Here is a 15375-nt window from a genome sequence, read left to right on the forward strand (position 1 = left end):
TCCACAACGGTTTCTAATTATAGAGGGTCATCAATCGTGTGATTCTTTACCATAGTATGTACCAAATCAGCACGATGGGAAGCAGGTACCTATTTCGTCACTTCCCAGAAGCTGCCTTCGGGCGTGTCACTGACAGAGATTCCCATCTCAGTGAGTTTTGCCCGGACTTCATCGGACTTCGCAAAGTCTTTCGCGGCACGAGCGGCCGCTCTTTCTGCGACTAAAGCCTCTACCGCCGAACGCTCAATTTTCATCTGAGCAAGCAAACGGCTATCCATATCTTGCAAGAAAGCTTGAGCTGGTTGCTGGAACAAGCTCATCAAAGCACCCACGCGATGAACGAAGTTGCGATACGCCAACGCCTTACCTTGGATCGCCGGATTTACTTTTAAACCACGACGAACTTGATTATTGAACTGACGAGTCACCTCAAACAAAGTCGCAAAAACTTCCGGAGTTCCGAAGTCATCGTTGAGCGCATTGACGACTTTATCCCAAGCCTCTTCCGTGATCTTTTCAAACCCTGCATCTGTCGTCGCTATATCCGGATTTAGATAGCTTTCAGCCACCGCCAATGCCGAATAAATACGCGCAAGACCTGTCACTGCACGACCGATAGAATCATCCGAAAAATCACTCACGCTGCGATAGTGCACATTGAGCATCATCCATTTGTAAACTTCCGCCGGATTCACCTCAAGGAACTCACGCATAGAAACGATATTCCCCAAAGACTTCGACATTTTTTGTGCGCCGAAATTGATCATATTCCAGTGCATCCAGTAGCTCACAAATTGTTTGTGTGTACAGCCTTCACTTTGTGCGATTTCATTTTCATGGTGCGGGAAAATCAAATCCATACCGCCACCATGAATGTCGATCTGGTCACCAAAGATATCTTTGATCATCGCCGAGCATTCGATATGCCAACCAGGACGCCCCGGACCCCACGGTGAAGGCCAAGAAATTTCCCCGGCCTTAGCCGATTTCCAAAGAGCAAAGTCTTCCGCGTTGTGTTTTTTTTCATCCACATCAATGCGAGAGCCGGCTTGTTGATCTTCGACCTTACGACCGCTCAATTTTCCGTAACCATTAAAAGAAGACACGGAGTAGTTCACATCGCCATCGACTTGATAGGCCTTTTTATTTTCAATCAACTTAGAAATCACGTCACGGATACCGTCCATGTGCTCTGTGACTTTGGGATTAAAATCGTGAGGTCTCAACCCCAACGCGGCGAAATCTTTTTTGTATTCCGCGATATAAAGCTCAGAAACATCTCCTGCGGCTTTTCCCATTTCATTGGCGCGCGCGATAATTTTATCATCTACATCCGTAAAGTTCAGAGCGTACTGAACTTTGTAGCCAATCTCTTCAAGCCAGTTGCGAACCAAGTTAAAAAATACAACACCGCGGAAATTTCCCACGTGCAAAAAATTATAAACCGTTGGACCGCAGACGTAGATTTTCACCTCACCCGGAGTGAGTGGTTTAAATTCTTCTGTCTGACGACTGAGGGTGCTGTAAATTTTTAAAGACATATTTCACCTACGTTGCAGCCAAAGCCTGCTCTGCACGAGCAACCAATGAAGTTTTCTTAATCAAAGGAACCAAGATTTTTAATTCAGCGCCGTGAGGTTTCCCGATAACCGCCACACGAATTGGCATAAAGAGATTTTTCCCTTTAGCACCCGTCTTGTTTTTCACTTCATCTTGATACTTCAAGAACTCATCTTCCGTCATAAAATCAGTAGGATGAGCTTTTACAAGATCCAACCACGCAGCCAAAACTGCTTTTGTCGGTTCCCACTTCAAAGTTTCATCAGCTTCAGGCAAGATCACATAGGACTTATCATTGAGCGGTTTATAAAGCTCAATCGCATCCGCCAAAATTTCCATGTAAGGCTTAAACAAAGAAATAGACTTGTCTTGCCATACAGGATCTTGCGGAAGTTCCATTTTCTCACGGGCCAAGAAAGGTTGAATCGCTTTCCAAAGCTCTGCATTCGGAAGCGCACGCAAGTGCATCGAGTTCATCCACTTGAATTTCACACGGTCAAAGATCGCTCCCGATGGATTCAAACGGGAGATATCAAAGGCCTGTTTCATATCTTCGACAGTCATGATCTCTTTGCCTTCCGGATGCGACCAACCAAGAAGAGCGATAAAGTTCAAAACCGCAGAAGCCAAATAACCTTCTTCTTTCAACTGACCGCAAGCCACGGCCCCTTTACGCTTAGAAAGCTTTTGACGATCTTCATCCAAGATCAAAGCCATGTGACCGAACTCTGGCAAAGGCCAATTCAAAGATTCATAGATCATCATTTGGCGCAAAGTATTTGGTAGATGTTCTTCCGCACGGAACACATGCGTGATCTTCATCAAGTGATCATCAACAACGCAGCAGAAGTTATAAACAGGCATACCATCCGAGCGCAAAAGAACAAAGTCCCCCACCATGTCTGACGGGAACTTCACTTCACCGCGCACAAGATCTGTAAAGATATAATCTTTCGCAAGACCTTTGGTTTTAAAGCGCACAACACCGCGATTCCCCGCTTTCAAATGATCCAAAGCTTTTTGCAAAGACCAATCTTGATAAGGAGAATTCACATGGGGAGAGCGACCTGCCGCCAAAGCTTCTGCCCTTTGTTTTTCAATTTCTTCATCCGTCAAAAAGCAATAGTAAGCCTTGCCCGCTTCAAGAAGTTGGTCCGCGTATTTTTTGTAGATATGTTGACGCTCACTTTGACGATAAGGACCGTTCGGGCCCACATCTTTCAAAGTTTTTGGATCAACACCTTCATCCCAAAGAAGCCCCAACCACACAAGATCATCCACCACTCCGCGAAGTGATTCCTCTGTGGAGCGCGCCTCATCCGTGTCCTCGATACGAAGAATGAATTCGCCGCCGTTTTTCTTAGCAAAAAGATAGTTGTAAAGAGCGGTTCTGGCTCCACCGACGTGTAAATATCCAGTCGGAGATGGGGCAAAACGAACGCGAGGATGAGGGGCGATTTTTGAGGTCATGGATGCTCCAAAATAAAAAAGGCTTGGTCTTTAAAACCAAGCCTTGAATTTATTATGTTTTTTGGAGTTCGTCCAGTGCTGCTTCAGCCTGCGCGCCACAGGCGCTTCGGCTCTGCCGGCATCCGCCGTTAGGCAGTAATCCCGAAGATCGCTTTTACTTCTTCTTCTTTGAAAAGCTCTTCTTGGCTTGTTGCCAAAGTGAGTTCTTTAAGAAGAAGACTGCGCGCGGAATCAAGCATCTTGCGCTCGCCGAAAGAAAGCTCTTTGTCCGCTTTTAGAAGGAACAAATCGCGTAAAACTTCAGCAATTTCGAAAACAGAACCTGTTTTGATTTTCTCCATGTATTCGCGATAACGGCGATTCCATGTTTGGTTGTCGATCTTGATGTCTTTTTCTTTAAGAATACCCACAACGCGCGCCGCTTCAGTCTTTGAAATAATAGGACGAAGTCCCGCAGACTTAACGTTCGTTGTTGGAATCATGATTTTCAGGCCTGTGTCCACTAACTGCATATTGTAGAATGTTGTCTTTGTGCCCAACATCTCTTTGGTTTCAATAGAAACCACTTTAACAACGCCATAGCCAGGATAAACTGCATTATCACCGATACTAAACGTCTGCATTCGAGAACCTCCCCCTGAAATTAGATAGGGTTACGACCTTCAACGTTCTATCAAATTTGACACGAGTTATCAAATCAGAGCACCGTGTCTGGAAATAATTTCAGAGGTTTTTTCAAAAGAGAAAGGCCCAGATTAAACCGAGCCTTTCCCAATTATTTCAATAATTTACACTATAAAGTTAGAACTAAATCTCTGTCGCCGTATAAACCAAAGCGTACGCTTGGGCACCGTTCTTACCTTGTGGAACTTTATAACCTTTAACAGTCAGCTTGTAAGTTCCTGCAGGAAGGTCTGCTTTTTCGATCATTTCTAAGTTGTTCACGTGGTCGTTCATGCTCAAAGTTTGACCATTTGGAAGAGTTAGAACCAAATCCAAATCGTTCACTAGAGCTTGAGCTGCATTCGCTGAACCCGGAGCATCTGTCCAAACAAGGTTCGCATAAAGCTTGCCTGCGCGAGACAAAGTGAATTCGTAAGAAACCTCAGATCCTTGAGCAACACCTTGGCGGTTGTCGATCATTTTTGTTTGAGGTCCCAAATTCGCGATATTAGAAACATCCACACGACCGTAACCTTCGTCAGAGTTTGGACGACGAGTCAAAATCTCTTGGCCACGAGCCGCACCGATCTCACCGAATTGACCTGGATACATATCAACCGCTGTGTGGATCATTGTTGCTTTCATCAAAGCGCCTGATGGATTTTGGAAACCCAATTTTTCCACAAGAACTTGACGAGCAATCGCTGCTGCACCCGCAGTCAACGGAGTTGCCATTGAAGTACCGCCAGACCAAACGTAGTCTTTGTTGTAAGCGCCCCACAAATCAGAAGCGTCTTTCACCTGAGATTTAACACTCAAGATGTTCGTTCCGGGAGCTACGATATCTGGTTTCACACGGCCATCTGTCGTTGGACCACGCGAAGAGAACATCGCAATACCGTTTTCATTGTTAGAGATGTAATCGCTGTAGATTGGTTCCGCAGGCCATTCATCTTTGGCAGCTCTCAATTTGCTGATTGGAACTTGGATACCACCTGTAGTTACTTTATTTTCAGAAGCACCTACAGTAAGAACGTTTTTCGCTGTTCCAGGAGACGCCATTGAGTTCGCATCAATGCGACCGTCTTTGTTTTTATCCGCACCAGAGTTACCTGCAGCAAATAGAACCAACATATCTGGATTTGCGTAAAGCCATTCATCAACTTGCACTGCGAAGTTGTCGTAAGCACCGAAAGTACGAGCACCACCCCAAGAGTTTGTGTGGATGCGAGCGCCATCAGCGTGAGCTTTTGCGAAAAGATCGCCCAATTTAGAAGGAACGCTTAAGTTTTTAAGCATTGGTGACCACATACCTTCAGCCACCATTTGCGCTTCGTAAGCTCCACCTTTAAGAAGACCTTTTGAAGCAGTTCCGCGACCCATCACAGATCCGGCAACGTGAGTTCCGTGACCCATTGGATCGTCCCAAGTTTTAGACCACAAACCGAAGGGGTAACCAGAGATCACGCCACCAGCAAAGTCTTGATGAATGGCTCCGGCATTACCGGAATCCAAACCTGTGTCAGCCATAGATACGATCTGACCACGGCCTGTGTAGCCCATCGCCCATGCCGCATCAAATTTCATCACGCGAGTTCCAGGCTCATCACCTGTCAGGTCAGAATAATCGCCCGCCGCAGTTGCATGAACATCGCCTGCAATATCTTGATCCATCACGAAATGGAATGGCTCGATTTCTGGAGTTGGTTGAACGTTTTCAACACCCGTCAAAGCCGCCACTTGAGCAACCGCGCCACGAGGAACCAAGGCCATGATGGACTTTCCATCAACAACTTGAAGTTCTACTTTAGGATTTAGGGCTGTCATTTTATCAGCGATAACTTCTGTTTCTGAAGCTTTAAATGTTTTAACTAGAACGCTTTGAACTGCGTCCTTATTAAAGATGCTCGCTGCTTCAAACAAAGAACTTACTTTATAAGAAGGAGAGTATTTAACCACTGCTTGAACTTCTGGGTGGCTATTTTTGAAGCTGATAAGGTTTGCGTAAGTTCCGCGAACAACCAAAGCATCATCTGGAAGGTAGCCGAAAACTTCAAACTGACCTTTAAGTTTTGCTTTGTCTGCTTCTGTGATCGCTTTCTTGAATTGCACGATGTACTCAGTCGCCTGAGCTTCCATCATCCAAGATGCTGCGAAGTTGTTAGAAATTTTATTTGTATCAATCGCACCAGCGTTCAATTTAAGAACAGTTCCGGCACTTGCTGCACTCACAGTAAGCATCGCCACTGCAGTTGCCGCTGTGATATTTTTCACAAGATGATTCATAGATTTCCCCCTCTACGAGGAAAATCAGATCACGACCGAAGTCGTGGAGCAATAAAGAATTCCGATGCCGCACTGAGTGAAAACTCTAGGGGTACCTGCTTCCCTCTGTGCTGAAAAAGTACATGCCTATGTTCCGAAATCAGCACGGAGGGAAGCAGGTACCTTTAGAGTTGATGAGCCATCACTGCCAAGGAAAGATTTCCAGCAGTTCTCCCTTTGGAGTTCATGCCAAATTCCATCTCTTGGTTTTCTGGTGCAAAGATTTGAGCTCTTTCAGAAACTTTGGATTGCCCACGCACACGTTTTGTTACGAGAACATCCATGAACAAACCGTCTTTTCTGTTCACTTGGGATTTTTTTGCAAACACTTCCACCAAAGTTTCTGTTTGTCCGTCGTCAGAGAACTGACTTACGAAACTTTTTTTGCCGGATTTTGCAACCGTATTGATAGAAATAGGAGATTGCCCTTTAAGGCCTACACGCATGCTCACTTTATAGTTCGGAGCCGCCGCCCAAGAGCTGATAGAAACGAAGAGAGATGCCGTTACAACGCTGAGAATACTTTTTTTCATTCGAACACGTCCTTGTGTTGATTTAATAGTGACAAGGATTTTCGTCGTGGACAAGAGGAAAAATAAAAACTCTTTTGCAAAATTATTCGCCAATTAACAAAAGATCTTCCATAACTTTGCCGGAACCGTACTTCGTTTGATTGTCGTAACCAGCTTGTCCCTCATTGTTTTTTCCCCAGCACTTCACATCGCCATTGTCTAAAACCGCACAAACGTGATTAGAAACGGCGATATTTTGAACACTGCGCCCTTCACCCAACTTCACAGTTCCAAGAGATGTCATCGACGCAGCAGTGCCTCCGCGGGCCGTCGTATCGTTATAACCAAGTTGCCCGTCGGTATTTTTTCCCCAACATTTGATTTGATCATCACTGAGCGTGGCGCATGTATTATACCATCCCATGCGCACTGATTTCGCCGTCACTCCTGCACCTAGATTCACAACTCCCAAAGCCGCCATGGAACCTGCGACATTTCCGCGGATAGCTGTGTCGCCATAACCAAGTTGAGCATCGGAGTTGTCTCCCCAGCATTTTACTTGAAAGGTATCAAGAACAACACAAGTAGAGTGAAGGCCCGCCGCAATACTCAAGGCCGTTCTTCCCGCACCTAGATTTATTTCCGCCAGAGTGGCCATGGAACCTGCCGTATTGCCCTTGTTGGCCGTTGAATCAATTCCGAGATTTCCAAAGTTATTGTAACCCCAGCATTTCACACCGTTCGTATCTAAAATAGCGCATGTATGTAAAGCTCCGGCAGCAATGGCTTTCGCTGTACGACCCGCACCTAAATTCACGTAACCCAACGTGGCCATGGAGCCTGCGGTATTTCCTTTGTTTGTCGTGGAATCGTAACCCAATTCTCCGTTGGAATTACCACCCCAACATTTCATTTGGTCGTTATCTAAAATGGCACATGTTTGACCAACACCTAATGCCAAACTTTTCGCCGTTCGACCCGCGCCCAAGTTGACATATCCGAGCCCGGCCATAGAGCCTGCTGTATTTCCCTTCGATGTTGTACTGTCATATCCGAGTTGACCGCTGCCATTGGCTCCCCAACACTTGACTTGATCATTATCTAAAATGACACAGGTGTGGTTTGTTCCTATGAAAACCTTCTTAGCTGTTCTTCCCGCGCCAAGAAAGACGGCAGAAAGACTTGCCATAGAGCCCGCGGTCTTCCCGCGAGAAACTGTATCATCATAGCCAAGCTGACCACTGCCATTAAAGCCCCAGCACTTCAAATCTCCAGAGACAAGAACGGCACAGGAGTGCTGAGAGCCCACGGCGACTTGCAGAGTCGCGCCACCTAAATTCACGACACCTAAATCTTCAACATCGAAATCGACAGAACCGAAATTATGCGAAACTTCCTGCCCCAGTTTTCCGCTGGTATTCTCGCCCCAACACTTAAGATCATCGGTATCAAGGATGGCGCAAGAATAAGACCTTCCCAAAGAAAGAGACTTCGCTGTTCTTCCCGTTCCTAAATTAACTGTTGGCAAAGCCGCCATAGAACCCGGTGAAGTTCCGTACTCTTGCAGGTCATTGTATCCAAGTTGTCCGGAAAAATTACCACCAAAACATTTCACCTGATCGTTATCGAGAATCACACAGGTGTGATAAAAAGCGGCTTGAATATCTTTTGCCGTACGCCCCACTCCAAGATTAACAGGCACAAGAGCTGCCATATCCCCAGGATCACCGCCACGATAATTTTCGTCATCGTAACCAGTGCTTCCGTAACTTCCGTCACCCCAGCATTTCACTTCATTCGTATCTAAAATCACGCAGGTGTGTTCATCACCCACAGTCACTTTCTTGGCTTTACGACCCGCGCCCAAATTTACAACACCAAGAGCCGCCATGTGACCGGCCGTATCGCCGATATTATCCCAACTATCATAACCAAGCTGACCACTGCCGTTGTAACCCCAGCACTTAAGATCATCGGTATCAAGAATAGCACATGTATGAAGTCCTCCGGCCGCCAGGTATTTCACTTTACGCCCGACTCCGACATTCACGGTTCCGAGGGTTTGCATTTCGTTGGCAGCATCACCGACATCGTCATTGCGATCCAGTCCCAATTGACCGTCTCCACTTGTGCCCCAACATTTAAGATCATCGGTGTCTAAAATCACGCAGACGTGATCAAAACCGGCATCGATGGATTTAGCTGTTCTTCCCACACCGAGAAACACCGGCGACAAAGAGGCCATACTGCCTGCTGTCGTTCCGCGATCAACCCAGTCATTGTATCCAAGCTGGCCCGAGTAATTATCGCCCCAACATTTCACATCACCTGTATCAAGAATAGCGCACGTAAAATAGGCCCCGGCAGCAAGATCTATCGCGGTTCTTCCAGCTCCCAAGTTGACGGCCGCTAATGAGGAAACAGATCCAGGAGCGGAACCTCGGGCGACTTGATCGTCGTAACCCAACTGACCATCGCCGTTTGCGCCCCAGCACTTCACATCACCGGAATCTAGAATCACACAGGTATGAGAAAAACCCGTCACCACTTTCTGTACACTGCCGCCAATTTGAATTTTTCCGGAGGGAGTTATAGGAGACGGAGGAGGTTCCTCGGAACCTAAGTCAGGAAGGGCTCCTGCCTTTGGACGAAAAAGGGCGACGTCGATATTGCAGCCACTAAGCAGTAAAATCATTCCAAGAAGAAAGAAAATTTTTTGCACGACCGACGCTCCGGAAAAGTGTTTGATAAAAACTTCTCGGAAAAGAGCGTCCCTCGCTTTATGAAAAAACAGGATTTTTATAAAATAGAGACGGTTTATCGAAAAAAGAATGTTCCCTAGAAAAGTTCCATTGCGCGAGCCTGTGGATCGCATATGCAAGTTCAGAAAATGGATGTATCTGAAAACTACAGATGAAATCTCACTCTCTCTGTTGCTTGAAAAGCTGGAAGCATCAATGAAAACTTTCTCGACAGGTCGTCTTTCAATCGTGACGACAATTGCCGTTCGTGTTTAGTTTAAGCTCTACTTTAATAAATCAGAAACGCTTTCTATTGTGGCATCGCTTTTGAACTTCACTTCAACGTAATTAAAAATCCAAAATAACTAATATCCATTTGAGAGGCTCCATGAAAAATGTTTTTATTCTCTTACTGCTTCCCGCTTTTTACTCTTCCCTGTCTTATGCGAAAAAACTGGAGAAGCCATTTGATGGAGCCAGTCGCTCATGCATCGCAGGACAAGTCACATCTCATGAAAAATTGATTCACATGTCACTTACACCTTCTGAAACTTTGAATATCAAAATCATTAAATGTGAACATCAGGCCGAGTCGACTTATCAGCCGAAATTAGACACATCTCCAAACAGAGAAGCGTACGCCACCTCTGAGGGGGTAAAAGTCGAGGAAACATTTTCTCAATTTGAGCTTGTTGTGACGACAGAAGAGAACGAGATACTAGAAGTCATTGATCTAAAGCAAATATCTACGACCGGTACCCAAGAAGTAAATCTACCAAATGCAAAAGGCCAACAGTCGTTGTTATTATTTCTTCGAGCGCAACGTACCGTCAAAGCAGCCAATGGTGTTAACGAAAACTTCCAGCAAGCATGGAGCCCCTACCGTCTTCACTCCGAAGCCACCTGTATTATGTCCAAGGAACAGGAACGAAACTTAATCCTTAACGAAGGTCCTCTTGCTCTTTTAGGTGAAACCGTAGATCCGTGTTTTGAACAGTTAGTCGACAAACAAATCAACGGACAAAACGCGAAAAGTCTAGACACGGCAGAGCACCGCCGCATAACAATTGAGAATATGATTCTTTCAAATCTAGATAAATAATTTCATTTCAGGACCTACTTCAAAGCCTTTTCAATTCGCTCTAAGCGGTCTTTGATTGCCGTATTCTCTTTCATCACAGCTTCCACGATTTTTTTAAGCTGCGCATTTTCGGCCTGCAAGGAAGCAATATCGCGCGTATTACGATCCACTGTTACCGCCAGGCCGGACCACTGCTTCTCACTCACTTTACATAGCCCATAAAGCTCTTTGGTTGATTGAATCAAGGGGGATACAAGGGCTGCATAGTCTACCATTTTGTATCCTGATTCAGGATTCTCTATTACGGTGGTTGGAAATACTTTTTCGACTTCCTGCGCGATCACTCCGATGTCATGACGACCCGAACTTAATGCTTTTTCGTTCCAATCAAACTCCACACCCCGAAGACTTAAAATCTTTTCTAAGGCCTTGGGGATTTCTTTGATATTCGTTTTAAGTCTGCGATCCGAAGTACAGTTTGTCGCGCCCGAACCACCACCGAGTATACAATCTGTCGAGCCTTGTACGCGAAGATTTCCGAGAACATGAAGTTTTTCGGAAGGAGCTGTCGTTCCCACCCCCACATTCCCGTCGGCGCGTACTAAAAAGCGGCTGCTTCCGTTTGAACGCGCATTGAGTATGTAAGACCCGCTATCGCTAGCGACTGTATAAATATGTACACCATTTGACGTTGCCGCTGAACCTGAATTCACAAACTGCCCAATATAACCAGCTCCGGCCCCTAGCCAATTGATTGAGTTCGCATTTATACCAGTACCTGCGGGTGCAGCGTATGTCCCAGTGTCTCCTGTATTTGTAGTGGTATTTGCAAGCTGACCATTGGGAGATGTCGCTCCAATTCCCAAACTTCCAGAGGATGTCAACGTCATGCGAGTGGCACTGTTCGCTCTAAATATCAAACTGTCAGACACGTGGCTGTATGCAATTCCTCCCGGATCACGGCTTTCAGGATCAGAGAAGTAAATTCCGCCCGATTGTGTATTTGGTGTGGTCACTTGAATAACTGCATTGCCCGTACTCATAACAGCCAACTTATCTGTCGCGGTCGAATAAGGTGCCGAAACAGTTCCCGCCGTTGAATCCACAGTTAACATCACTTGCGGGGAACTTGTGCCGATGCCTAGCCAACCATTAGTCGCATACAATCCAGAGCCAAACTGACTATTATAGTTTAATGTAACCACATTTGCAGCAGAGCTAAAGTCGCCATCATCGTAACTCCACCCCGTCAAGTAGTTCGAAGGCATCGCGATATTGTGATTCATAAGATCCACGGAAAACTGACCGGAATACCAACGTTCTGTCGAACCCTTTTCAAGAAGAATGGCAATATTGCCACCCACATTTGCCAATTTCACCGTAGGCGCGGAACCACCTGAACTAGTGACCGAAGCGTTAATAAAACTTCCGGAATACACATAATATGTCAATCGCAGATCTAAAGACCTGCCCCCACTCCCATAGTCGTATCCATAGATGCGCAACATATTCATCGTCGTGGAACTGTTTGCAAAAGGAATCGTCGTCAGAATTCTTAAACGATATTTATTGGCACCCGTTTCCCACGCAGCTGCCGAACCCAATGAGATATTCATAGCATTAATGAAATAACCATTTGATTTAATGGGGCCTGCAACGTCCAGCTTAGTTACTGGAGAAGCTGTTCCGATACCGACATTTCCAGATCCATCAATTCGCATACGCTCTGTCGAGCTGGTTTGGACCGTGAGTGCGCCGCCAGCAACTCCGCGAATAGATCTGGCTGTATCTGTGAGATATAAACGGCTGTCATCGTTGCCGGTGCTGATCATAATCTCAGAGGTACCCGAAGAATTTACCACAAGTTTTTGCGCGGGAGCTGAGCTTCCGATCCCGACGTTTCCTGGATTGGTGATCGTAACATTGGCTACGGAGTCGTCGTGATTTCTAAATTGAATTCCCGCAGTCGCGATATTTCCACCACCTGAATTATACATGTGCAAAAAGTTAGTTCCATCATGGCTCACTTGAAGATTCGAACCTGTGCCTGTTGCGATAAGACTCGGTCCAGTCGCCCCCAAATCACTTCGAATAATACCGCCATTGACGTGAAGCAACGAAATTGGAGATGCCGTGCCGATACCGACATTTCCTGACGAATTGATGCGAAGTCTTTCCACAGGAATTGTGGCACCTGCAGGAGTTGTTTCAAAACGAATATGCCCCGGCATATTGTTAGTAGCAGGAGTGCCTTCGACGGCCATGACGATATTTGAACTGTTGATAAATGCGGATCCGTCATACCCACTTCCGTTTAACAGAAAGGTGATGTCGCCAGAATTTAGAATCGCAGGAGAGGCCACAGTTCCTCGGGCATGACGAGAAATGATTCCACCACCCGAAGCATTGCTTCTATAGGCATCGGCTTGCAAATAAGCAGCACCGCCATCACCAACCATGTGCAACTTTTGCCCCGGACTGCTTGTCCCAATCCCGACGTTACCACCATTCGGAGAAATCAGAACATTTCCTTTTGTCGCATCGGATGTCGAATCCAAAGTCAAATTTCCACTTGCCGCAGTTCCGCCGTATATAATTGGCGAATACATGCTTGTGCCGGAAGATATACTTCCGCTTGAGTAGATATTTCCACCAGCATTGATGTTGCCACTTACACCAACACCACCACTAACAACCAAAGCTCCATTGTTCGAAGCCGTCGAAGCTTGACCACTTGTTAGCGTCATTACGCTTGGAGACGTCACGACTCCAGTTCCCGAAGCCTGAATAGTAACATTTTGATTCGTACCACCAGCAGCCACCGTCACAGCACCCGAAGAATTTGTCGTTACATTAGAACCGCCCGATGAAGTCGTAAGACTCACCCAAGCACCATTTTGGTAAACTTCTGCAAAGTTGGTAGAGGTGTTATAACGAAGCATTCCGTTTGAAGCGGAAGCTGGTTGCTGTGCTGTTGTTCCATTCGGTAAGCGAAGTGCATCCGTCTTAGAACCAACATCAAGAGATACCGCTGGAGACGAAGTTCCAATGCCAACATTCCCAGCCGGACTGATGCGCATGCGCTCGATGTAGCCTGTAGCTCCGTCGGGTGTCGTCGAAAAGACTAAATAAGCAGGAGTGTCTGTATTACTGGTCCATGCCTTAGAAGCGAATCCTTCAATACGTGCCTGCCCGCTTGCCGACTCTCCGTCTGCGCCAAAGCCTACCACTCCCATTCTCTGTCCCGCAGCTGCAGGCAATGAATTTGAATTACTCCAAACTCCGGACTGTCCAATTGCAGCAGATACGTGCAAAGGAGCTGAAGGGGAGTTCGTTCCAATACCAACCTTCCCTGCCGATGTAATGCGCATTTTTTCAGTCAATGAAGCCCCACTGGCTGTTGCAAAATACAAATCTCCTGGAGCATTGGCTCCCGTACTTGCTCCGGACTGAACAGCTCCGAGCTCAACCGCCTGCCTAAAGGCTGTACCATCATGACCCGACCAAGCTAAAGCGCCCAGTTTATCACTTGCTTGAGAAGCTGTAGGAGAAGCTGATGTTCCGCGACTGCGCTCAAAAGCAACGCCATTCCATGTTGTCGCTGTATCACTGTTCGTTTGAATGATATTGAAACCTTCTGTTCGGGAATTTCCTTGAACATGCAGTTTGTCACTGGGCGAGTTGGTTCCAATACCAACATCACCTGAAGCGTTTACGGTCATTGCTGTTGCACCATTAGTCTTAATCGCAAGTGCATTATTGTCATTAGTTCCAAGTGATGCCGTACCCCCAAAACTATTTCCACCATTTTTGAAATAGATGGAGTCATAGGCATTGGCCGGAAGATCCGCAACAGCGATCGTTCTAAATGTCGGCGCACCCGCACTTCCATTGGGTGCTGCAAAGAATGTATTTGCTGTTTTTGAAGCGTAAGTAATTTGCGAATCACCAATAGAGATACTTGTGCAAGACCAAGCCCCCGTTGGAGAAAAGAATGTTAATGTCTGTCCAGCAGCACAGCTTGCAGGCATCTGTGACTGATCGATTTTATTGCTCAATTGAGTAGACAAACCCGGAATGCTTGAAATAGAAAGAGCAGTATTAATCCAATTAGTACCATCAAATTTTAAATAATGATCAGCGGCCAAACTCGTAAAGATAAGATCCTTTCCAACAATCTTAGCAACGGAAGGATTAGGATAAGTTCCAGAAAGGTCTCCGCCCGCAGCTCCTGTTGGCGCACGAGCATCACTCAGACGTGAATCATTTCCCGCAGCGACAGTATTAACGGTCGTTCCCACATTCAAAGTCAAAGTGGGTGCGGAAGTTCCATTTGCCACGGACAAATAAGCGTTGGATGAAGAAACATTTGTGACTGTTCCACCACTGGCGCCTGAAACCGGAGCGCAAACCATGGCCGTTCCATTCCAAGAAAGAAACTCGTTGGCGTTACACGTTGGAACTCCGGTCTTTAAGACGAAATCAGAAGCGACATTCGTTCCCAACTTTTGCGCTGATAAAGAATACCCGGCAAAGGGAACAGAGCGAATCGTTGAATCCGGACTGATCGTTTTCCATCCCGTTCCATCATAAAACTGCACTCGCAACTTACGACCATCATTGACTGCGGCAGCATACGACGATCCACCAGAACAAGAATAACTTCGATTATTATTAAAAGTATCAAGAATATTCAAAGAACCATCTGTAGGAAAACTCACCGAGCCTTGTCCAATAGGAACATCGAAAACACCGCCCGAGTTCGTCATATCAATGCCGTTGACTTGCTCTTGATAGATTACGCATGCTCCTGTTGGATCTGTGATTTTGAAAATGAAACTGACACCGCTGTGCTCTAGTGGAGCCCCATCGGCTTTAATGATTCGACCTTGGTAGGTTAAAGATGTGGGAGCCGCTTGCGTGACTAGACTAAAGCCAAACAGAAAAACTGCGAAAACTACATAATATGACTTACAATTTTTTCCCATTTAGCACCCCGAACGATCCGGCTTTTAACAGATAT

At 46.1% G+C, this 15375-nt stretch carries 8 protein-coding genes; 1 reads left to right on the forward strand and 7 read right to left on the reverse strand.

Annotated elements, in window-relative coordinates; genetic code table 11:
- Positions 1–89: 89 nt before the first annotated feature.
- From cysS to ACL934_RS11440, 6 genes are all read right to left on the reverse strand, one after another.
- Positions 90–1541, reverse strand: coding sequence for a cysteine--tRNA ligase (gene cysS, locus ACL934_RS11415; protein WP_374073532.1), 1452 nt, complete (start codon positions 1539–1541; stop codon positions 90–92).
- Positions 1542–1548: 7 nt separating this feature from the next.
- The gene (gene gltX, locus ACL934_RS11420; protein ID WP_374073534.1) at positions 1549–3030 is read right to left on the reverse strand and encodes a glutamate--tRNA ligase; all 1482 of its coding nucleotides are present in this window, start codon (positions 3028–3030) and stop codon (positions 1549–1551) included.
- A gap of 128 nt (positions 3031–3158) precedes the next feature.
- Positions 3159–3653: a CarD family transcriptional regulator gene (locus ACL934_RS11425; protein ID WP_340592045.1), complete on the reverse strand. Its 495-nt coding sequence runs from the start codon at positions 3651–3653 to the stop codon at positions 3159–3161.
- A 184-nt stretch (positions 3654–3837) separates the two neighbouring features.
- A complete protein-coding gene (locus ACL934_RS11430; protein ID WP_374073536.1) occupies positions 3838–5979 on the reverse strand; it encodes a S8 family serine peptidase in 2142 nt (713 codons plus the stop codon).
- A gap of 164 nt (positions 5980–6143) precedes the next feature.
- On the reverse strand, positions 6144–6551 hold the full coding sequence (locus tag ACL934_RS11435; RefSeq protein ID WP_374073538.1) for a hypothetical protein: 408 nt from the start codon (positions 6549–6551) through the stop codon (positions 6144–6146).
- A gap of 82 nt (positions 6552–6633) precedes the next feature.
- Positions 6634–9252: an RCC1 domain-containing protein gene (locus tag ACL934_RS11440; protein ID WP_413612264.1), complete on the reverse strand. Its 2619-nt coding sequence runs from the start codon at positions 9250–9252 to the stop codon at positions 6634–6636.
- A 407-nt stretch (positions 9253–9659) separates the two neighbouring features.
- Here ACL934_RS11440 and ACL934_RS11445 point away from each other — a divergent pair, with 407 nt between their 5' ends.
- Positions 9660–10373 (forward strand): hypothetical protein, encoded by a 714-nt coding sequence (locus ACL934_RS11445; protein WP_413612265.1) that lies wholly within the window; start codon positions 9660–9662, stop codon positions 10371–10373.
- 14 nt (positions 10374–10387) lie between these two features.
- Here ACL934_RS11445 and ACL934_RS11450 read toward each other — a convergent pair whose 3' ends face one another.
- Positions 10388–15340: a tail fiber domain-containing protein gene (locus ACL934_RS11450; protein WP_413612266.1), complete on the reverse strand. Its 4953-nt coding sequence runs from the start codon at positions 15338–15340 to the stop codon at positions 10388–10390.
- Positions 15341–15375: the final 35 nt, after the last annotated feature.

This window comes from Bdellovibrio sp. HCB-110 (genome assembly GCF_047323225.1).
Lineage (GTDB): Bacteria > Bdellovibrionota > Bdellovibrionia > Bdellovibrionales > Bdellovibrionaceae > Bdellovibrio.